This window comes from Streptomyces sp. NPDC090499 (assembly GCF_044769305.1).
GTDB lineage: Bacteria > Actinomycetota > Actinomycetes > Streptomycetales > Streptomycetaceae > Streptomyces.
This window is the reverse complement of the sequence record NZ_JBIVXP010000001.1, coordinates 881,302-901,480: the sequence shown is the minus strand read 5'-3', so window position 1 is coordinate 901,480 and position 20,179 is coordinate 881,302. Positions and strand designations below refer to the sequence as shown.

Below are 20,179 nucleotides of genomic sequence, written 5' to 3'. Positions count from 1 at the left end.
AAGCCGCGCAGGCGGGAGCGGACAAGGGTGCGCGCCGCGACGAGGGCGACGGCCCGGCATCCCCCGAGGGGGCGCAGCGGAAGAAGCCGGGCCCGCCGGTGCATGACGCGACTCTGCATCTGAAGGTGGACGCGCTGCGCGCGAAGGTGCGCGCTCTGCGGAACGACGAGACGATGCAGATACGCGTGCCGGAGCAGCGGCAGCAGGAGCCGTCGGCGCCACGAGTGAGCCGCGCCGAGCGGCGGCGCAGCGCGCGGCCCTCCGGGCGGGAGCGCGTCGTCGGTGTCTGGGGCAGGATCGGGGCTCTCGTGGGGCCCCGGCTCGCGCCACTGGCGCCGTACGCGCGGAAGATGCGGCCGCTGTACCCGCGGCCCGGCCGGACCGGCTGGCGGCGCTGGATGCCGTCCTGGCGGCAGTGGCTGGGGGCCTGGCTGGGGGGTGTCGGGCTGACCGGGCTGTTCCTCGTGGTGGCCTATGCCGCCACGGACATACCCTCCAATCTCAACTCGTACGCCACTCAGCAGGACAACGTGTACTTCTGGTCCGACGGGACGCCGATGGCCCGGACCGGCTGGGTGCAGCGGCAGGACATGCCGCTCAAGGACATACCCGTGGACGTGCGCTGGGCGGTGCTCGCGGCGGAGAACGAGAGCTTCTACACCGACCCCGGCATCTCGATGAAGGGCATCGCCCGGGCCCTCTACCGCACGGTCGGCGAGGGGGACACCGAGGGCGGTTCCACCATCACCCAGCAGTACGTGAAGAACGTCTACCTGACGCAGAACCAGACCGTCAGCCGGAAGTTCACCGAGGCGATGATCTCCCTCAAGCTCGACAACAAGATGAGCAAGGACCAGATCCTGGAGGGCTACCTCAACACCAGCTGGTTCGGCCGGGGCACCTACGGCATCCAGCGCGCCTCCCAGGCCTACTACGGCAAGGACGTCAGCCAGCTGAACGTCAGTCAGGCCGCCGTGCTCGCCTCGCTGCTCAAGGGCGCCGGGCTCTACGACCCGACGCTCGGCAAGGCCAACCACAAGCGGGCGGTGGAGCGCTGGTCCTGGATCCTGGACCGGATGGTCAAGATCGGCAAGCTGTCGCCGGCCGAGCGCGCCAAGTACACGAAGTTCCCGGAACCGATCGCGACCAACAAGGTGTACGACACCGGTAATCAGAGCGACTACCTGGTGGAACTGGCCCAGCAGTACGCCAAGAAGGCCGCCCACATCTCGGACAAACAGTTCGACCTCGGCGGGTACCAGATCTACACCACCTTCGACCGGAAGAAGGAGGACACCCTCACCAAGGCCGTGACCAAGGCCCGCAAGGACGCCAAGGCGAGCGACCCCCAGAACGCCGCGGCCGCCCACTACGGAGCCTCCTCGGTCGCCACCGACGGGCGGATCGTCGCCGTGTACGGCGGACCCGACCACCGGACCCAGGGCTACAACGAGTCCAACGCCACCACCGTCCCGGCCGGCTCGGCCTTCCTGCCCTTCGTCTACGCGGCCGGACTGCAGAACGGCGTCCAGAAGGAACGCGGCCAGGCCACCACCGACGTCCTGCCCGGGACGCTCTACGACGGCGACGACAAGGTCCCGGTCACCACACCCGACGGACCGTACTGGGACCGCAGCGGCAAGAAGGTCTACGCCAGGAACGACGACGACACGTCCTACGGGCAGATCAGCCTCGCCGACGCCCTCGCCCGGTCGGTGAACACACCGTTCATGCAACTCGGCATGGACACCGGCCTCGACAAGGTCCGCGCCACCGCGGTGGCCTCCGGGCTGCTCTCCGAGAGCATGGGCCCCCAGGTGCCCGCGCTGTCCGTCGGCAGCTCCACACCCAGCGCGATCCGGATGGCGAGCGGCTACGCCACGTTCGCGGCCGGCGGCGACCACACCGAGCCGTACTCGGTCTCCAAGATCACCCGTAACGGCCACCGGGTCGTCCTGGACACCCCCCGGCCGACCCGCGCGGTCCGCGACGACGTGGCCGAGGACGTCGAACAGGCGCTCACCGAATCGTTCCGCCTGGCCCACCCGACCCCCGCCCTCACCCACGCGGCGGCCGGAAAGGCCGGCAGCACCCACGCCGGCGGCAAGGACACCGCCGCCTGGTACACCGGCACGCTCTCGAACGTGACGACGTCGGTCGTCGTATACCGCATCGACCTGAACAAGTCCCTGGAGCCGCTGCCGCTCAAGGGCATCGCCGGAACCGGCGCCGACAACGTCCCGTACACGGTCTGGGCACAGGCCATGGGCCTCGACTGACCCCCGAGGCCACGAAGCTCCCCACGCCATCCACCCGCAGAATGAGCCGAGCATGAAGCCCCGCACGAAGCCGACAACCGGCGGCCACCGCCGCAAGGCGCCCGCCCGTGACCGCCGTCCAGCCCGCCCGGAGGTCATGACCCTGGCCGCCTTCCTGGTCGTGGCCTCCCTCGTCGCGGGCTACCTGGTGCTCACCAGACAGGACGACACCGCGCCCACCGCCGCCGGAACCACGAAGGCCTCCCCGTCGGCGTCCGCCTCGCCGAAGTGGGACGGCAAGACCCACATCCTCGGCGACGGCTCGACCTCGTACACCGGGCCGCAGCAGGACCAGCTGAAGCCCGTAAAGCTCAAGCCGGGGGAGAAGCCGCCCCAGTTCGTCGTCTTCTCCTGGGACGGCGCGCTGGAGGGCTCCGACCATCTCTTCTCGCACTACCGGGAGATGGCCAAGGAGTACAACGCCCACATGACCTTCTTCCTCACCGGCATCTACCTGCTGCCCAAGAGCAAGAAGACCCTCTACACCGGCCCGATGCACCAGCCCGGCGACGCCGCCATCGACTACGCCACCGACGAGCACATCCGCACCACCCTGGAACAGCTCCGCGAGGCCTACAACGACGGCAACGAGATCGGCACCCACTTCAACGGCCACTTCTGCGAGAAGAAGGGCGGCGGCTACTGGAGTGTCGAGCAGTGGAAGAGCGAGATCGACCAGTTCTACAAGTTCGTCGAGAACTGGAAGACCAACACCGGCTTCAAGGACATCCCCGCCCTGCCCTTCGACTTCAAGCAGGAGGTCGTCGGCGGCCGCGCCCCCTGCCTGGAGGGCCAGCCCAACCTGCTGAAGGCCCTGCAGAAGTACGGCTACAACTGGAAGTACGACGCCAGCTCCCCCGGCGACTTCCAGATCTGGCCCTCCAAGAAGGACGGCCTCTGGAACTTCCCGCTGGAGATGCTCCCCTACCCCGGCGGTGACTACCAGGGCCTCTCCATGGACTTCAACTTCCTCTACAACCAGTCCAACGGCGAGACCGACGGCGACCCCGCCAAGTACGCCGAATGGGAGCAGCAGACCGTCGAGTCCTACATGGACGGCTTCAACCGGGTCTACTACGGCAGCCGCGCCCCGCTGTTCATCGGCAACCACTTCGAGGACTGGAACGGCGGCATCTACATGAAGGCCATCGACCAGGTCATCCCGAAGATATGCACCAAGAAGGGCGTCAAGTGCGTCTCCTTCAAGGAGCTTTCCGACTGGATGGACGCCCAGGACCCGGCCACCCTGGCCCGGCTGCGCACCCTGGACCCCGCCCAGGCGCCGTCCGACTGGTCCGACATCGTGAAGTGAGCGTCGTACCAGCCGCCGGCAGGCGGTTCAATTCGGCACGGCGGCAAGCGGATTCCAATCCTGCAACCCCCTTCACAGGAGTCACACACGCCGTGCGAAGATGCCGTCGCCCGGTAGGAGTACCGGCGTAGAGGGGAACATCCTTGAAATCCAGAAAACTGAGCCGTAAGCGCAGCCGCGCGGCCATAGTCACGGCGACGGCTGCCTCGGTCGTCGCCGGTGTCGCCTTCGCGTCCAACTGGAGCGCGGGCGCGGCCGTCGTCGACGATCCGACCGTGAACGCCGCGACCAAGGCGACCTTCCAGAAGCTGGCCGACGCGGTCTTCACCGACCGCACCCAGGCCCTCGTGCGGGGTGCCTCGCAGAAGAAGCAGACGTCCCGCTTCTCCGGTGACGTCCGGCTCTCCGGCACCCAGTCGCGCGACGAGAGCGCGGCACTGACCCAGCTGCGCGGCCGCCAGAGCAGCATCGCCAAGGCCGGCGAGACGTACAGCGCCGGCAGCACCCAGGTCACGCTCGACGCGACCCGCGTGACCGGCCGTACCGCCAAGGCCGACGTCACCGAGACGACGACGCTGACCTACGCGAAGGCCGCCTCCGGCACGCCGAAGACCACCGGCTTCCAGGCCCACCACGAGCTGACCTTCAAGGCGGACCGGCAGGGCACCTGGCAGCTGACGAACATCCAGGACACCGACGACGGCGGCCTCGCCGTCAACACGCTGTCCAAGCCCTCGGTCAAGGCGCCCGCCACCGGCGACGACGGCAACACCACGCCGGACGCCCCCCGCGCGGCCACCACGCGCAACCCCACGCCCGTGCCGAAGGCCCTCACCGGCGGCACGTACGACTACAAGGCGATGGCCACGTACGCCGAGAAGTACGTGTACAACTACAACCCGGACTACCCGGACTACAACAACGAGACGGCCGGCGGCGACTGCACCAACTTCGTCAGCCAGTCCCTCAAGGCCGGCGGCTGGAAGCACGTCCCGGGCTACGTGTACGACTACACGAAGTGGTTCGGCACCGCCGACATCCAGTCGGACTCGTTCGTCGGCGTCAACGAGTGGTCCTGGTTCGCCCAGAACTCCAAGCGCACCACCCCGCTCGCCAACGTCTTCCAGGCGCAGGTCGGCGACGTCATCCAGATGGACTTCGACCGGGACGGCTCGAAGGACCACACGATGATCGTCACGTACGTGGCCAACGGCATCCCGTACGTGACCTACCACTCCAACAACACCTACCGCAGGTCGCTGGCGAGCCTCGTCGCGTCGTACCCGAACGCGTACTACTACGCCTACCGCACCTGATCACCGGCAGCCCCACCGGCAGCCGTGAGGGCCCGCTGCTCCGCCTCGGGGTGGCGGGCCCGCCAGTACGGGTTGTCGTGCGGCAGGTTCGTGCTGACCCTGCCGTACATCCCGAACACCATCAGCACGAGACCCACCACGAAACTGAACAGCACGTTCTGGATCTTGAAGGCCAGGAAGTCCGATTCCGTGTCCAGCAGGCCCAGGAACAGGAAGCCGTTCAGGATGAACAGCACCCCGAGGACCATGTTCAGCGTGGACGCGAAGTTCCCGCCGATCACCATCCCGACGAACAGCAGCAGCCCGACACAGATCGACAGCACACTCAGCGCGCCGTTGGTGTTCAGGCCGATCGCGGTGTTCCCGCCCGTGTCGAAGAAACCGATGTTGTTGGTCAGCCCGAGGATCCCGAAGGCCACCAGGAACAGGCCCATCAGTCCCGCCCCGATCCGGTAGACCTGGTTCAGGCGGTGATCGACGGGCAGCGCCTCGTCGAAAACGATCTGCGGCCGCGACATCCCCGAATGCGCTCGGTGTCCTGACGGCGCCGTGTGTGAGGCCATCTCCGCCTCCCCATCTGGATTGCGGGTCGCCTCCCAATATCCGCCCGCGTCGACCGGACGGCAAACGGCTCACGGGTGCCCGGTGCCCCGGTCCTCCCGGATCTGCGCCACCGTCCGCGCCACCGACCGCCGCACCGCCTCCGTCTCCGTCAGGAAGTGCCAGTAGTCGGGATGCCGCCCCTCCAGTGTCCCCACCGCCCGGTCCAGCCGTGCCACCGCGTCGTCCAGCGGCCGCGCGTGCCGCGGATCCGGGCTGGACCGCCCGGCCATCGCCAGCCGCTGCGCGTCCCGGATCGCGAACCGCGTCCGCTCGATCTCCGCCTGCGGATCCTTCTGCACCGCGTTGAGCCGGCTCAGCCGGTCACCGGCGGCGGAAACCGCCTCGTCGGTCGCGTTGAGCAGCGCCCGCACGGTCGACAGCAGCGACGTGGCGTCCGCCCACCGCTGGGCGTCCCGCGCCGCCTGCGCCTCCCGCAGCTTCGCCTCGGCCTGCCGCACGTTCTCCCCCGCCTGCTGCGGCACCTGCTGCAGATCCTGCCAGCAGGCCGCCGAGAACCGCCGTCGCAGCTCGCTGAGGACCGGGTCCACCTGCCCGGCCCTGGTGGTCAGCGCCTGCGCCCGGGTCCGCAGGCTCACCAGCCGGTGATCGATCTCCGCGGCCTGCTCCGGCAGCCGCTCGGCCTCGACCCGGATCGCCTCGGCCTCCCGCTGCACCCGCCCGGCCCGCTCCAGCGTCGCCTGCACGCCGTGCTGCCCCGCGCCCTGGTTCAGCCTGGTCAGCTCGGGCGACAGCGCGGCCAGCCGGGCCGCCAGCTCATCGGCCCGGATCGGGGTGTTCCGCACCGCGTCCAGCGCGTTGCTGGCCGCCAGCAGCGCCTGCCGGGCCCGCTCCACGGCGGGCGCCAGCCGCGCCAGCTGCGTCTCCGCCTTGCCGAGCAACGGCCCGAGCGACTCCCCGAACCGGTCCAGCTCCCCCTTGACCCGCACCAGCTCGTCCTTGGCCCCGGAGATCTCCCCGCGCGCCCGCGCCGCCGTGGCGGCCTCCAGGTCGTCCCGGTCCAGGTCATGGGCGTCGATGGCCTGGATGTACCGGTTGCTCACCTCGTCGATCCGGCGGCCCAGCGCCTCGAAGTCCGAGACGGCACGACGCGCGGCAGGCGAGTCGTCGACGGCGGCGATGGTCTCTATCGAGATCCGCAGATCCCGCTGGGCGGTGTCCAGTTCGTAGAACGCGGTCGCCGCGGCGTCCTTGGCCGCCTGCGCCTCCGCCCGCTGACTCTCCGCCCGCCCGCCGAACCACCGCCGCGTCCCGCCCCCGGCGAACGCCCCCGGCACCACCAGCAGCGCCAGCACCGGCAGGCTCACGAGCCCCAGGACATCCCGGAACGGCGTGCGCCGGGCCCGTACGGGAGGCGGGTACGACTGCTCGGATACCGCCGAAGTCGCCGATGTCCCCGTCACTTCTCCCTCTCCCGTGCCACGCTGCGCCCTCTGTCCTGGCGGTCGCTCCAATTCTCCCACTCGTGAAAGACGAACACACGGGCCGGTCAGTTCGCGGTTGGGGCGATCGGTCGGGGACGGTGCGGACGTGCGGCCGGTGACGGTGCGGCCGGGTGCGGCCGGTCGGCCCCGATAACGGTTTGCGGGACAGCGCCCCTGGCCATGTAGGCTGTCGACTCGTCTCGGGTGCGTAGCTCAGGGGTAGAGCGCCTGCCTTACAAGCAGGATGTCGGCGGTTCGAAACCGTCCGCGCCCACGTGAACGGAGGACCCCGGCCGATGCGGCCGGGGTCCTCCGGTGTTCTCAGCCCTCCTTGTGCGCGTGCTTGAGCCGGCTCCGGGCGTCCATGCGGTCCGGTGCCGTGACCTCCGCCCAGAAGCGGTGGCCGCTGACGAACACCGCGAGTTCGTGCTCGCGGCGGCGCAGCTTCTCCACCTCGGCCTGTTCGTCCTCGGTCCAGCCCGGGGAGGCGGGGCGCTCCACCTTGCGCCAGCCGCCGTCGTCACTGAATCCGTCCAGCGGCTCGACCGACCAGGGGAGCCGCTTCAGCAGGGCCGACAACTCGGCCCGGACCTGATGCAGCTCCTCCTGACCGGCGAGGAGGTCACTCGGAAAGTCATAGGTCGCAGCCACCCGGCAATGGTACGCCTGTTCGATTTTAGGTGGCGAGTCTGTTCGTGGGGTTCATGTGTTCGACGCACGGTGCGGCGGACCGCGTCGTCCACGAACAGACTCGCCACCTAAAACGGACCGGCCGGGAGGTTGGTCACCGCCAGCAGGCAAGCTCCGGTGACCAGCGTCTGCACGGCCGCCGTGACCCACATCCGGGCGCTCCACGCCGCCGCCGCGATGATCCCCGCGCACAGGATGAGGCCGCCCAGGCACGCCGGTGCGACCCACGCCGCCCCGCGTGTGCCGAGCGACAGAACGCCCACGGCTGCGAGCAGCGCGACCGCCTCGAACACCACCATGGCCACGGCCGCGACCATGTCCCCGGCCCACTTCACGTACCGTCTGACTCCGCCGCCCACCGCGGCAGCGTCTCCCGGAGCCGCGGGCTCCGCCGGGCCCGCCCCCATACCGATACCGGACCGGGACCCGGCCGGTGGGTGGAGGCCCTCTCCATCGACCCCTGGGTGGTGGTGACCGACGGGCTGCCGGAGGAGCCTTGAGGCATGGGATCACTGCACTCGGGACTTGTCGCTCTCACCGGTGTCTGCGTCCTGGTCTTCGTCGTGGCCTGGATCGCGGGTGCCGTCTACTTCGGCATGAAGGGCCAGGCCGGCGTGCGCGGTTGGGTGCGCGGGCTGCGCCGCACGCTGCCCCGCAGGGTGCTGCTGGTCGCCGGCGCCTGGCTGTTCTCCTGGCTGCTCGGGCACACCGCCGGGTTCTGGCACCGCCTGCAGTACTGGCAGCCCGAACTCGCTCTCCTGGGCGCCCTGCTCGCCGTCACCGGCACCGCCCTGCTGCTGTGGGCCCGCTGGGTCCTGGGCACCATGTGGGCGAGCGTCCCGACGGTCCGGGAGCACCACGAACTGCGCACCGACGGGCCCTACCGACTGGTCCGCCACCCCATATACACCGGCCTGCTCGCACTGGTCGCCGGTGCCATGCTGGCCTGCGGCTTCGGCGTCTGGACAGCCGTCCTGGCGGTCACCGTGCCATGGCTGCTGAGCCGGGTGCGGACCGAGGACGCGCTCATGGCCGGCCGGTTCGGGGCCGCCTACGAGGCCTACCGCGCCCGCGTCCCGGCACTCATACCGTGGACCCGGCCCGCACCGGTCCGCCCGCGCCACGGGGACGCGAGCAGCAGCCCGGGGTAGGAGGGGCCGGGGAGCATCCGCTACGGCTGGTGCGGCACCAGGCGGACGGTCACGTACGACTCACCCGGGCCGGGGGCGCGGTTCCAGGGGCGGGTGCGAAGGGAGTGCAGGCGGCCTCGGGTGAGGGCGAACCGGGGGAGGCGGACGCCGAACTCGGTGGCGAGGGCCGCCAGGACGCGGCGCTCGTGCTCCCCGTGCTCGTCGGGACCGTCCGGCGGGAAGCGGAGGGACTCCGGCACCGGGCCCCGGTGCTCGGTGGTGGTGTCGCGAGCGGTGACGGCGTACCGCTCCTCGCCGTTCTCCGCGACGGAGAGGTGGAAGACGCCCGGGCGCTGGTCGCGCGGTGGACAGCTCCACACCGTGACCGTGCGGGTGCCTCGGGAGGCTGCCAGGCCCGGGGAGACGAAGCGCCGTTCGTCGAAGTTCCCGTACGACCGTGCCTCGAACGCGAAGCTCCAGCCGGAGCCCGCCCGGCCGACGGCGGCCAGGGCCGTGTCCGCCCACGGCGGGACGTGATCGCCGGCACGGAAGCGAAGGGCATTGCGCGGCGGCGTCGGGGCGTAGAGGGCGGTGGGTTCGCCGGCGGCGGCGATGCGGGACGGCAGGTCGGCCGGTGCCACACCCTCCACGAGGACGAAGCGGTACCAGGCTCGCGAGGTGCCGGGGGTCTCCTCGGCCAGCCAGGCCAGGCCCGCGGGGTCCAGGTCGGCGGTGGGCGGCGGGGTGTCGCCGGGCTGACCGGCACGGGGTGTGGCGAGGAGTTCCCGGCCGCGGTCCGGTGTGATCAGGGGGCCGAGGAGCGGGTCTGCGCACAGGCCCACCGGGGCGAGGTGCTCGGCGCTGAGCGGCCGCCAGCCGGGCAGGGCGGCGCGCAGAGTGTGCCAGGCCGCGTCCGTGTCGCCCCAGCGGGCCAGCTCCCGGGCCTCCTCGACGGCCCGGCCGAAGGGGCCTTCGGCGGTGTAGCGGTAGGTGCCCTCGCGTATCTGCCGCAGGACCTCGTCCGCCGCCGCGCGCACCGCGTCGGAGGCGCCCGGCAGGTTGTGGGCCGCCAGAGCGCTGTCTGGGCGCATGCGGACGTGCTCGGCCACCAGCACGGGCACGATCTCCGCGGCGTACACCGGGTCGGCGGTCAGACCGCGGAAGGACACCAGGTACGTCTCCCCGAGCAGCCGGCGGATCTGGTCGTGCAGTCCCCGCGCGCGTGGCCTGCCGAAGGCGACCGCCTCCGCCAGGGCCGCCGCCGCCCGCTCGTACCTGCCGCCCAGCGCGTCCAGCCGTGCGGCCGCCACGGAGGCGTCCAGGGCCCGGGTCGTCGTGTTGTCGAACACCGGCCCGCCCTGCTCCGAGTCGCCCGCCCGCAGCTGGTGGAACTCGCGGTACATCGCGTCCATGAACGTGCGGAACGACCCGTACCGTCTCGGTACGTCCGCGTGCCACGGTGCCCACGTGTACACGGCCCACTCACCCGCTTCGTCCACGTCCCCCGGGTCCAGGAGGACGTAGAGGGCGTCCGACTCGACGTCCAGCTGCAGTGCCCGTCCCCACATGCCGGCGAGGAGTTCGTCCTCGGGCGTGGAGTTGTCGTCCAGTTCCCCGGGGAAGTACTCGGACAGGCCCGCCGCGTCCTCGTGCCACCGGGCCTGGCCGGTGCCGGCGAGCGCCCAGACGAAACCGCCCGCGTGCCGCCAGCCGTCGCTCACCGCGAGGAAGGTCCGGTACGACGGCGGCAGCCGGTGCCCGAGCCGCTCCTCCAGCTCGCGTATCCGCTCCTCCGGCGCGGGCGAGAACCCCAGCCAGCCCGTCCGCAGGGGCTCCTCGTCCCGCTCCGTCGCGTCTCCGTGCTGTGCGTCCGCCCACTCCCGGCTCCACCGCACCAGGAGGGACCGCCAGTCCTCGCTCGTGTCCGTCATGCCGGTGATCCTGGCAGCCGCCACTGACAACGGCCCGGCCCGCGGGCTGAGAAGCTGGGGGACAGGATCGTGTTCCCGCCGGGCGGGAGAACGGAGCGAGGACAGGATGAGCGGGCAGCGGCAGCCGGCGTTCGTGAAGGTGTGCGGGCTCACCGAGGAGCAGCAGATCGACTGGGCCGTGGAGCTGGGGTACGACGCCGTCGGGATAGTCGTGACGCCGAAGAGCAGGCGGTACTGCCCGCCCGAGCGGGCCGTGGCGCTGGCCGCGTACGCCCGGGGACGGATCCCCGTCTTCGCCGTGGCCCTGACCCTCGCCGAGACGGCCGCCGTCGCCGGGCACTTCGACGTGATCCAGATCTACGAGCCGGCCGACATCCCCAACCTCGCCCTCGCCTCCGGCACCCCGCCCGAGAAGCCGGAGGCGCTGCGGTACTTCTTCTACGACGCCAGCGCGGGCAGCGGCGTGTTCGAGGACATCCCCGGCTGGGTCGGTGAGGTGCCGGGGAAGGTGGTGATCGCCGGGGGCCTCGACGAGCACAACGTGGCCGGTGTCATCGAGGAGTTCGGGCCCTACGGCGTGGACGTCTCCAGCAGCGTCGAGACCGCGCCGGGGGTCAAGAGCCGCGAGAAGATGGCCGCCTTCGTCGCCGCCGCCCGCACCCCCGGGCGGAACAGCCGTTAGCGGCCGGCCTCGCGCAACTCCCTGACGATCCGGGCCGTCACCGGCACGGGTACGCCGTGCCGGTCGGCCGCGCGCAGCAAGGCGCCCCCGATCGCGTCGAGTTCGAGCGGGCGGCCGGCCTCCGCGTCGCGCTGCATCGAGGACTTGGCGGCGGGCGGGAAGGCGTCGTACCGGGCCAGGGCCTGGGCCGGGTCGGCGGGGGCGCCGCAGGCGCGGCTGACGGCCGCCGTCTCCGCCACCAGGGACGCCAGTTCCTCGCGGTGCCGGGTGCGGGCCTCGCCGAGGGGGAGGGCGTAGCGGGTGGTGAGGAGGGCGAACGGGGCGAGGAAGGCCATCTTCGCCCAGAGGACGGCGGTCTCGTCGTCCAGGACGCGGGTGGCCGGACCCGCGGCGGTGAGCGCTTCGGCCAGGGCCTCCAGCCGGGGGCGGGGGACCTTGGCGCCGGTCAGGTCGATCTCCGCGAAGGGACTGGTGTGTTCGATCACGCCCGGGGCGGTGCGGGTCGACTCGACGCGGATCACGGAGGGGGCCACGCGGTCGGGGGCGTAGCGGGCGCGCAGCAGCGCGGGGTGCTCCACGCCGTTCAGGAACGGGACGAGGAGGGCGTCGCCGAGGGCCGCGGGCGGGATCCGGGTGAGGGCCGCGTCCAGGGCGGTGGCCTTGACGGTGACCAGGCAGACGTCGACGGGTTCGCGAAGAGCCGTGCCGGCGTCGACGGGAGCCGTGAAGTCGCCGAACAGGGCGCTGCGGACCTGGATTCCGGTGGTGCGCAGTGTGTGTGCCGTCTCCTCGCCGGCGAGGCAGACGACGCGGTGGCCGGAGCGGGAGAGCAGGGCGGCGAGCAGGCCGCCGACGCCGCCGGGGCCGAGGACGGCGACCGTGAGGCGGGGGCCGGGGGCGTCGGGAGCGTCGGGGGTGACCGGGCTGTCCGGGCTGTTCGGCATGGCGTTGTCCTTTCGTCGGTCGGCCCCGGGAGCGGTGGCCGCCTCTGGAAGATCCTCGCAGGAAGGAGGGGGTCTGCGGGAGACTGGCGACATGTGCCGGAGTATCAAGACCCTGCGTCCGCCTCAGCTGGCCGAGGAGGCCACCGAGGAGGAGATCCGTGCTGCCGCGTTGCAGTACGTGCGGAAGGTGTCCGGGTTCCGGGCGCCGGCCGCGCACAATCGGGAGGTGTTCGAGCGGGCGGTGGACGCGGTGGCGGAGGCGACTGCCGCGTTGCTGGGGGGACTGGAGGTGCGGGGGCAGACGGCTGCGCCGGGGTCCCTGGGCGGGGGCTGAGGCGGGGCACTGGGGGAGGCACGACTCCTGCGGCCGGATCGGCTCAGGGGGTACGTCCTACGCCGGGCGGCGTCTTCGCATCAGGTAGCCCGCGCCTGCGCCCGCGCCGAACAGGGCTGCCACCGACACCGCCGTGGCCATCCAGGTCGCGCCCAGCCACTGGGCGCCCAGCCAGCCGAGGGCGACGCTGTAGACCGCCCAGGTCAGGCCTGCCAGGGCGGACCAGGGTAGGAAGTCGCGGATGCTGCGCTGGGTGGCGCCGGCGCCGAGGGAGACGATCGAGCGGCCGGCCGGGGCGAAACGGGCCAGGACGACCAGCGCGCCGCCGCCCCGGGACAGGGCCTCGCCGAGACGTTCCTGCGCGCTGCTCAGCCGCCGGGAGCGGGCGATCGCCCGGTCCAGGCGGGCTCCGCCGCGCCGGGCGAGCCGGTAGGCGAACAGGTCGCCGAGGACCGACGCGGTGGCCGCGCAGAGGGTGAGCGCCAGGATGTCGGGGAGGGCGTGCGGCGGGACCCGCCCGGCGGACGCACCGGTGCCCGCCGCCGCTGCCGTGGCCGCGGTGATGACCAGCACTCCGCTCGGCAGGACCGGGAGGAACACGTCGAGCAGGACGGAGAGGGCGACCATGGCGTATATCCATGGTCCGGCCTCCAGCGACCCCATGCTTTCCCACACGACGGTTCCCCCGCGATTGTTCTGTTGCACCCCCCGACGACAGCCATACAGCGTACGCCGGGGGTGTGACAGGAGTGTCACGGGGGGCTTGTATGTTCGGCAAAGGGTTGCCGGAGAAGGGTCATGCGTATGCCACGCGCCGCCCTACGGCGTTCCGCGGTGTCATACGGCGACCGGCGTGTGCCGTTCGGCCGCCGTCGGCTGCTCCCGGTCCGTCTCCGGCCGCGGTTCACCCTCTGCCGTCGTCTCCGTCCGCGGGTCGCCCTCTGCGGCCGCCGTCCGCAGCACCGCCCGTGCTATCACGTCCGCGTCCGACAGGGTCACCGAGTCCACGCCCGGCCTGGCTCCCGCCGCGGTCACCCAGTGCACCCCCTCGGTGGGCACCCCGAAGGCGAACCGCCGTGCGTGCGGGCGGCCGTGACGGTCGACGAGGCGGTACGGGCGTGGGGTGACGTCGACGCCGCCGGTCTCGTGGCCGTCCACCGCGTGCGGGCGGCACGCACCCTCGCGGAGCAGGCCGGCCAGCAGTTCGTCTGCGGTGCGGCGCAGGTCGGGCTCCGGGAGGCGGGCCTCGACGACGGTGGTCACCCGGACCTCCGAGCCGGGGACCGCGGGGGAGCGGGCCACCCAGGCGGCGCCCCCGCCGCCCCTACCGCCCCCGCCCTCCGTGCCGTCCGCGTGGTGCACCTCCACCCGCGGGCCGAGCACCTCCACCACGCCCGCCGTCAGCAGCGCGGCCAGCTCCTCGATACGGCGGCGGGGCGGGCCGATGGACAGGAACGCGTTGAGCGGGGTGTACCAGCCGTCCAGGTGGGCCCGCCGGGAGGCGCCGGTCAGGCCGCCGTGGTCGACGACCAGCCGTATCTCGTTGCGCAGGTCGCGCAGTACGTCCAGAGCGGCCTTCAGCGGGCCGCGCACGTTGCCGAGGACGGCCTGGGCCGCGTCCTCGCGCAGATAGCCCAGGAGCCAGGCCCGCCACTGTGCGGGATCGGCGAACTTCCGGTCCCCGTACGGGTGCTGGAGGCGCTCCCAGGACCAGCGGTCCGGCTCCGGCACGCCGTGGGCGTCGAGTACGGCCGTCTCCGCGCGCCGGCCGTCGGCCGCGAGGAAGCGCGCGGTGAACCGGGGGTCGCCGGTCAGGGCGGAGTAGTAGACCGTCTCCACCTCCTTCGCGACCAGCGGCCAGATCTCCGCGCGGAAGTCGGGCGCGGCGCCGCGGTCCGCGCGGTCGCGGAAGCCCGCGATCACCTCGGGGGTGAGCAGGAGCGGGGTGTGGCGGCCGTACGGGCCCTTCGCGTTGTCGCCGCGTGCCTGGTACGGGACACCGCGCCGGGAGCCCGCGTACAGGCGGGGTTCGCGGCCGGAGGGGGTGTAGCGCAGGGTGCCGTCGGGGGTGCGGGTGAAACGGCCGCCGCGGCCGGTGGTCAGCAGGGCCAGGTGGTCGAAGAAGTTGAGTCCGAGGCCGCGCAGCAGCACCGGTTCGCCGGGTGCGAGCGGGGTGAGGTCGACGTCGGCCGGGTTGGCGGGCGGGATGTGCCGGAGGCCGTGCCGGGCGGCGTGGGCGGAGAGCCGGCGTTCCGCTGCGGACGCCGTCGCCGGGAGGTGGCCCTGGGCCAGCACGACCGCCGCCAGGCCGGGCAGGGTGCGGCCGTCGTGGAGGGTGAGCGTCTGATGGCGGCCGTCGGGGTCGTCGTCGAGCCGTACGGCACGGGCGCGGTGGGTCTCGACGCGGACGGCCGCCGGTGCCCGGGAGACCGTCCCCGCGAACACCCACTCCAGGTAGCGGCCGTAGTGGGCGCGGGTCGGGTAGTCGTCGGGGCCCAGCGCGCCGCCGTCGGTGGCGGCGGCCCACGCGTGCAGGCTGGGGCCGGGCCGGACCGGGCCCGCGCAGTCCACGCTGGCGTCGGTGAACAGGGTGACCTGGCTCGCCACGGTGTTCATCAGCAGTTCCGCCGGCTGCGTCGTACGCCAGACCCGGCCGGGGCCCGGTGGGGCGGGGTCGATCACGTGGACCGTGAGACGCCGTCCCGGGGGCAGCAGTTCGGTGGCGGAGGCGCAGAGGCGTTCCAGGACGCTGGTACCGCGCGGACCGGCGCCGACCAGGGCGACGGTGACCGGCACGGGCTCCCGGACGGGCTCTCGGGACTCCTGGGGGGACTCCTGGGGGGCGGAGGACAAGGACGTGACTCCCGGGCGAGTGGGGGCGCAGGGCAGTGACGCCGCCCGCACGGGAACAGGAGGCGGACGGTCCGCCTCATCATGCCGTCGCGGTTGACAGATGCCAACGTGAGCCCCACGCAACACAGTTGTCACCCAGCTGTGCTCACCGGGTGGTGAGGACGGACTCCGTCACGGTCTGCAGGGTCCCGTCCGGCCGGGCCCGTTCCAGCCGCAGCCGGGCCGAACGGCCGTGCAGCGTCAGCGTCATGAGCTGGTTGCCGAACCACGGCCCGCCCCTCTTGCGCCAGGTCACCGGCGGCCGCGCGCACCGCCCGTGCCGGGTCAGCCGCCGTCCGAGGAACCGGGCCAGGGCGCTCCAGCCGAACCGGAAGCCCGCCCGGATCGTCGGCGGCACGGAGTTGTGGACGGGGGAGCAGGTGAGTTGCAGCACCCGGGAGCCGGGCGCGCTCCCGGCGGGCCACGCGGGCTCGGCGACGTAGGCGTGGTGGACGTCCCCGGAGAGCACGCAGACGGAGGCGGGCGCCCCGGGCCCGGAGCCGGTCCGGGCGAACAGGTCCGCCAGTTCGGCGAAGGACGCGGGGAAGGCCGCCCAGTGCTCCAGGTCGGCCGCGCGGCGCAGCCGTTCCCCGAACCGGGCCCAGCGGGCGCCCCGTTCGCCCCGGCACAGGGCCGCGTCCCAGGTCTCCAGGTCATGTATCAGGTGCGGCAGCAGCCAGGGCAGCGAGGTGCCGACCAGGAGGTGGTCGTACGACTCCCGGCCGTCCAGGGCCTGTTCGCGCAGCCAGTCGGCCTCGCCGGGGTCGAGCATGGCGCGGCTCTGCTCGGCCAGCACCCGCGCCGCCCGGGTGTCCACCATCAGCAGCCGCACCCGCCCGAAGTCCCGCCGGTAACTCCACCGTACGGAGGCCGGATCGGCGTCGGCCCCGGCGGCGAAGGCGCGCAACTCGTCCGTGCCGTCGGGCGCGTCGCACACGGCGGCGTACAGCGGGTCGGCGGCCAGCTCGGCCGGGGAGAGGTTGCCCAGGTGCTGGTGGACCCAGTACGACATCAGCCCGCTCAGCAGCCGCTCCTGCCACCAGGGCGTGGCGCGCACGTCGGCCAGCCAGGCCGCGGAGGTGTTCCAGTCGTCGATGACGTCGTGGTCGTCGAAGATCATGCAACTGGGCACGGCGGAGAGCAGCCAGCGCACCTCCGGGTCGAGCCAGGACTCGTAGTAGAGGCGGGTGTACTCCTCGTAGTCCGCGACCTCGGCGCCGGGCGGGTCCGCGAGGCCGCGGCGGGCGGCCAGCCACTGCCGGGTGGCCGCCGAGGTCTCGTCGGCGTAGACCTGGTCGCCCAACAGCAGGAGCACGTCGGGCCGTTCGCCGCCGGCGGCGATGCGTGCGGCGAGGCTGTCGAGGGCGTCGGGGCCGACCGGGTCGTGGCCGTCGGCGGGCGGCGCGGCCCAGCGGCAGGAGCCGAAGACGACGTGCAGGGGTTCGCCCGCGGCCGGGGCGCGGATCACCGGTGGCGGGAAGGGGGAGCCGGGGAGCGGCCACACGTGCGTGCCGTCCAGGAGGACGTCGTACGACGGTGCGGTGCCCGGGGTCAGTCCGGTGACCGGGACGAGGGCGTAGTGGTGGCCTGCCACCTGGAAGGTGCGTGCGGTGCCGCCGGCGCCGTCCGAGCAGCGCACCTCGGCGGTACCCGGACGGCTCGCCTCGACCCAGACGGTCGCCGACGAGCCGTCCGTGTACCTCAGCAGCGGTCCCAGGCGCAGTCCGGCCACGATCGCCCCGCCCTCTTCCTCGGTCGGTTCGCCTCTGTCGCCCCGTACGGTACGGAACGACGGAGGTCGGCGGGGAGGTCCCGACGCGGGAAAGGGGGCCGGAAAGGGGGCGGAGCGTGGCCGGAAAGGTGGGGGAAGCCGGAGGCCGCGGCGTGCGGTCGGTTCAGCAGGCGGAGAGGTAGCTGGTGAGCGCGCTCTTCTCGGCGGAGTCCACGGAGAGGTTGTAGTAGTACTTCACCTGGACCCAGGCGCGGACGTAGGTGCAGCGGTACGAGGTGAGGGACGGCATCCAGGTGGCCGGGTCCTGGTCGCCCTTGGACTGGTTCACGTTGTCCGTGACGGCGAGGAGCTGCGGGCGGGTGACGTCGTTGGCGAAGGCCTCGCGCTGCGCGGTGGTCCAGTTGCGGGCACCGGAGTCCCAGGCCTCGGCGAGCGGCACCAGGTGGTCGATGTCGACGTCGGAGGCGGCGGTCCAGGTGGCGCCGTCGTAGGGGGAGTACCAGCTGCCGCTGGTGGCGGTGCAGGCGGAGTTGGTGACGACGTTCGTACCGTCGCGCTTGAGGATCCACTCACGGGTGTTGCAGGTGCCGCTGATGGTGTCCCAGGTCGGGAACAGGTCGCGCGCGTAACCGGTCCTGACCTCGGTCGCCACGGTGAGGGAGGCGAGGTAGGTGCGGGCGGTGGACGCGCTGACCGGGGTGGGCAGGGCGGCGGAGGCGCTCGGGGAGTTGAACAGGGCGGCGGAGGCTATGAGTCCGGTGAAGGCCGCGAGTATGCTGAGTCGTCGACGCGCGTAGAACTTCGGCATGCGAACTCCCTTGTGGGGTGGGGGTGTTGGAGCGCGAGCGAGGGAATGCTCGCGCGGCCGTGTTGCCGATGGGTGAGCGTTCGGTAAGAAACTAGTGACGTGTTCATGACACGACAAGATGTGCGACGTGACTCACAGGCGGGAGCTCCGCCCTTGGGATCGATGGCGGAGTCACGTACTCTTGACGGCGTTGAAGGGGAGTAGCTCTTCGCCGGACCGTCGACATACTGCTCAGCCCGTCTGAGCCGGCGCCCGGAGGCGGACCTCGGCCATCTCGGTCAGGGGCCGCCAGCGAGACCTTCGGCAAGCAGTGCACGCCCGTGCCGTACGGCACGGGTGACCTTGTGCGCTGCCGTGCCGAGGTGGTCGTCTGCGAAGTGCGGTGCTCTCGGTGGGGTGGCCCCGACCGATTGAGGACCCTTGATCAGCATCACCGTGACGGCGCTCGTCTTCGGCGTCATCTTCCTCGCCGAACTGCCCGACAAGACCGCGCTCGCCGGTCTCGTCCTGGGCACGCGCTACCGGGCGTCGTACGTCTTCGCCGGTGTCGCCGCGGCCTTCCTCCTGCATGTCGTGCTCGCCGTCGCGGCCGGCAGTGTCCTGACCCTGCTCCCGCAGCAGATCGTGCACGCGCTGACCGGTGTGCTCTTCCTCGGCGGTGCGGCCGTGCTGCTGCTGAAGAAGGACGAGGAGGACGAGGAGATCCGCAAGCCGGCCGACCAGTCCTTCTGGAAGGTCGCCGGCACCGGGTTCATGCTCATCCTGGTCGCCGAGTTCGGGGACCTCACGCAGATCATGACGGCGAACCTCGCGGCGCGTTACGACGACCCGCTCTCCGTCGGCCTCGGCGCGGTGCTCGGCCTGTGGGCGGTGGCCGGACTCGGCATCGTCGGCGGCAAGGCGCTCATGAAGAAGGTGCCGCTGCGGCTGATCACGCAGATCGCGGCGGTGCTGATGCTGGCGCTGGGCGTGTGGAGCCTGTGGGAGGCGATCGCGGGCTGAGCGGGGGCTCGCCGCGGCCCCGGCCGGATTGAAGAGTGGGTGAACGCTCGGCGAAGGTGGTGGCGGGAACGACCCTCTGTTTTGTACCGTGGAGGAACAAAGTGGCTCCCGCCCGTTTTCCCTGACCGGCGGGCGGGGCCGCCTTGTTCTCCCCGGCCTGCGTACGGCCCGCTTTCGGCCTGTGTATAGGAGCTGCCCGATGACGGCCACCGTCCTCACCGCCCGCGCCCTCCTGCTCGACATGGACGGCACCCTCGTCAACTCCGACGCCGTCGTCGAGCGCATCTGGCGACGCTGGTCCGAGCGGCACGGGCTGGACGGCGACGAGGTCATGAAGGTGGTGCACGGGCGCCAGGGGCACGCGTCCATGGCCGTGCTGCTGCCGGACCGGCCGATGAAGCAGAACCTCGCGGACAACGCGCGCATGCTGGCCGAGGAGACGGCCGACGTGGCGGGCGTGGTGGAGGTCCCGGGCGCCGCGGCCTTCCTCGCCTCGCTCCAGGGGCTCCCGCACGCACTGGTGACCTCGGCGGACGTGGCGCTGTCCACGGTGCGGATGGCCGCCGCCGGGCTGCCACTGCCCGCGGTGCGGGTGACCGCGGAGTCGGTGGGCGCCAGCAAGCCGGACCCCGAGGGCTTTCTGAAGGGTGCGGCGGAGCTGGGCGTCGCCCCGGCGGACTGCGTGGTCTTCGAGGACTCCGGCGCGGGGATCGCGGCGGGCCGCGCGGCCGGCATGCGGGTCGTCGGCGTCGGCGCGCGCGCCGGGCTGCACGGGCCGGACGTGGTGGTCCGGGACCTCACACAGGTGCGGGTCGAGTCGGCGGCGGACGGATCGATCCGGGTGACCGTCAGCGAAGGCTGAGGCGGGGGCGGGGACGCTCACCGGCGCTCGGCGTGCCGCCCCGCGGCACGCCTGCCCGCACCCATGTAGCTGACGCGACTGCAGCGCCCCGCAAGGGGCGCGGGGAACTGCGCGATCAGCCCTCACCCACCCGCAGCCGCACCACCACCGCAGCTGGCTGGCTGAATGCGACTGCCTGCGG

The 20,179-nt window shown here is 72.2% G+C and carries 18 protein-coding genes and 1 tRNA gene; 9 read left to right on the top strand and 10 right to left on the bottom strand.

What is annotated here, in order from left to right; genetic code table 11:
• The first annotated feature begins 173 nt into the window (after positions 1-173).
• The 3 genes from ACIQVL_RS04195 (at position 174) to ACIQVL_RS04185 (ending at position 4,946) form a co-directional block, all read left to right on the top strand.
• Positions 174-2,279 (top strand): transglycosylase domain-containing protein, encoded by a 2,106-nt coding sequence (locus ACIQVL_RS04195; protein WP_403474791.1) that lies wholly within the window; start codon positions 174-176, stop codon positions 2,277-2,279.
• A gap of 52 nt (positions 2,280-2,331) precedes the next feature.
• A complete protein-coding gene (locus ACIQVL_RS04190) occupies positions 2,332-3,630 on the top strand; it encodes a hypothetical protein (RefSeq protein ID WP_403430621.1) in 1,299 nt (432 codons plus the stop codon).
• A 143-nt stretch (positions 3,631-3,773) separates the two neighbouring features.
• Positions 3,774-4,946 carry an amidase domain-containing protein gene (locus ACIQVL_RS04185; protein WP_403430623.1) on the top strand — a complete coding sequence of 391 codons (1,173 nt, stop codon included), beginning with the start codon at positions 3,774-3,776 and terminating at the stop codon, positions 4,944-4,946.
• Here ACIQVL_RS04185 and ACIQVL_RS04180 read toward each other — a convergent pair.
• Positions 4,934-5,464, bottom strand: coding sequence for a DUF4383 domain-containing protein (locus tag ACIQVL_RS04180; RefSeq protein ID WP_403430625.1), 531 nt, complete (start codon positions 5,462-5,464; stop codon positions 4,934-4,936). The two genes, ACIQVL_RS04185 and ACIQVL_RS04180, sit on opposite strands and share 13 nt — an antisense overlap.
• 114 nt (positions 5,465-5,578) lie before the next feature.
• Complete coding sequence (locus ACIQVL_RS04175) at positions 5,579-6,970, bottom strand: hypothetical protein (RefSeq protein ID WP_403430627.1); 1,392 nt, start codon at positions 6,968-6,970, stop codon at positions 5,579-5,581.
• A gap of 223 nt (positions 6,971-7,193) precedes the next feature.
• Between ACIQVL_RS04175 and ACIQVL_RS04170 the strand changes: the two genes are divergently transcribed.
• Positions 7,194-7,265: transfer RNA gene (locus tag ACIQVL_RS04170), tRNA-Val, on the top strand.
• Between the two features lie 47 nt (positions 7,266-7,312).
• On the opposite strand, the gene ACIQVL_RS04165 is transcribed toward ACIQVL_RS04170, so the two are convergent.
• Both ACIQVL_RS04165 and ACIQVL_RS04160 read right to left on the bottom strand, forming a co-directional pair.
• Positions 7,313-7,642, bottom strand: a complete 330-nt coding sequence (locus ACIQVL_RS04165) for a hypothetical protein (RefSeq protein ID WP_403430629.1) — start codon at positions 7,640-7,642, stop codon at positions 7,313-7,315.
• A gap of 107 nt (positions 7,643-7,749) precedes the next feature.
• Positions 7,750-8,016: a hypothetical protein gene (locus tag ACIQVL_RS04160; protein WP_403474306.1), complete on the bottom strand. Its 267-nt coding sequence runs from the start codon at positions 8,014-8,016 to the stop codon at positions 7,750-7,752.
• 168 nt (positions 8,017-8,184) lie between these two features.
• Between ACIQVL_RS04160 and ACIQVL_RS04155 the strand changes: the two genes are divergently transcribed.
• Positions 8,185-8,832 (top strand): methyltransferase family protein, encoded by a 648-nt coding sequence (locus tag ACIQVL_RS04155; RefSeq protein ID WP_403474305.1) that lies wholly within the window; start codon positions 8,185-8,187, stop codon positions 8,830-8,832.
• A gap of 20 nt (positions 8,833-8,852) precedes the next feature.
• Here ACIQVL_RS04155 and ACIQVL_RS04150 read toward each other — a convergent pair whose 3' ends face one another.
• Positions 8,853-10,742 carry an SMI1/KNR4 family protein gene (locus ACIQVL_RS04150; RefSeq protein WP_403474304.1) on the bottom strand — a complete coding sequence of 630 codons (1,890 nt, stop codon included), beginning with the start codon at positions 10,740-10,742 and terminating at the stop codon, positions 8,853-8,855.
• A 106-nt stretch (positions 10,743-10,848) separates the two neighbouring features.
• Here ACIQVL_RS04150 and ACIQVL_RS04145 point away from each other — a divergent pair, with 106 nt between their 5' ends.
• The gene (locus ACIQVL_RS04145; protein WP_403430636.1) at positions 10,849-11,424 is read left to right on the top strand and encodes a hypothetical protein; all 576 of its coding nucleotides are present in this window, start codon (positions 10,849-10,851) and stop codon (positions 11,422-11,424) included.
• Here ACIQVL_RS04145 and ACIQVL_RS04140 read toward each other — a convergent pair.
• Positions 11,421-12,368 (bottom strand): ketopantoate reductase family protein, encoded by a 948-nt coding sequence (locus tag ACIQVL_RS04140; protein WP_403474303.1) that lies wholly within the window; start codon positions 12,366-12,368, stop codon positions 11,421-11,423. The two genes, ACIQVL_RS04145 and ACIQVL_RS04140, sit on opposite strands and share 4 nt — an antisense overlap.
• Before the next feature lie 91 nt (positions 12,369-12,459).
• Between ACIQVL_RS04140 and ACIQVL_RS04135 the strand changes: the two genes are divergently transcribed.
• On the top strand, positions 12,460-12,702 hold the full coding sequence (locus tag ACIQVL_RS04135) for a DUF2277 domain-containing protein (protein ID WP_403430639.1): 243 nt from the start codon (positions 12,460-12,462) through the stop codon (positions 12,700-12,702).
• A gap of 57 nt (positions 12,703-12,759) precedes the next feature.
• Here ACIQVL_RS04135 and ACIQVL_RS04130 read toward each other — a convergent pair whose 3' ends face one another.
• From ACIQVL_RS04130 to ACIQVL_RS04115, 4 genes are all read right to left on the bottom strand, one after another.
• Positions 12,760-13,329 (bottom strand): DedA family protein, encoded by a 570-nt coding sequence (locus tag ACIQVL_RS04130; RefSeq protein WP_403474302.1) that lies wholly within the window; start codon positions 13,327-13,329, stop codon positions 12,760-12,762.
• 210 nt (positions 13,330-13,539) lie between these two features.
• Positions 13,540-15,498 (bottom strand): FAD/NAD(P)-binding protein, encoded by a 1,959-nt coding sequence (locus tag ACIQVL_RS04125; RefSeq protein ID WP_403474790.1) that lies wholly within the window; start codon positions 15,496-15,498, stop codon positions 13,540-13,542.
• A gap of 202 nt (positions 15,499-15,700) precedes the next feature.
• Entirely contained in the window at positions 15,701-17,326 is a 1,626-nt protein-coding gene (locus ACIQVL_RS04120; RefSeq protein WP_403474301.1) for an alkaline phosphatase D family protein, read from the bottom strand.
• A gap of 163 nt (positions 17,327-17,489) precedes the next feature.
• Complete coding sequence (locus ACIQVL_RS04115; protein WP_403430644.1) at positions 17,490-18,134, bottom strand: HNH endonuclease family protein; 645 nt, start codon at positions 18,132-18,134, stop codon at positions 17,490-17,492.
• Between the two features lie 420 nt (positions 18,135-18,554).
• Here ACIQVL_RS04115 and ACIQVL_RS04110 point away from each other — a divergent pair, with 420 nt between their 5' ends.
• Complete coding sequence (locus tag ACIQVL_RS04110) at positions 18,555-19,136, top strand: TMEM165/GDT1 family protein (RefSeq protein ID WP_362598850.1); 582 nt, start codon at positions 18,555-18,557, stop codon at positions 19,134-19,136.
• 199 nt (positions 19,137-19,335) lie between these two features.
• Positions 19,336-19,998 (top strand): HAD-IA family hydrolase, encoded by a 663-nt coding sequence (locus ACIQVL_RS04105; protein ID WP_403430648.1) that lies wholly within the window; start codon positions 19,336-19,338, stop codon positions 19,996-19,998.
• Positions 19,999-20,179 lie beyond the last annotated feature (181 nt).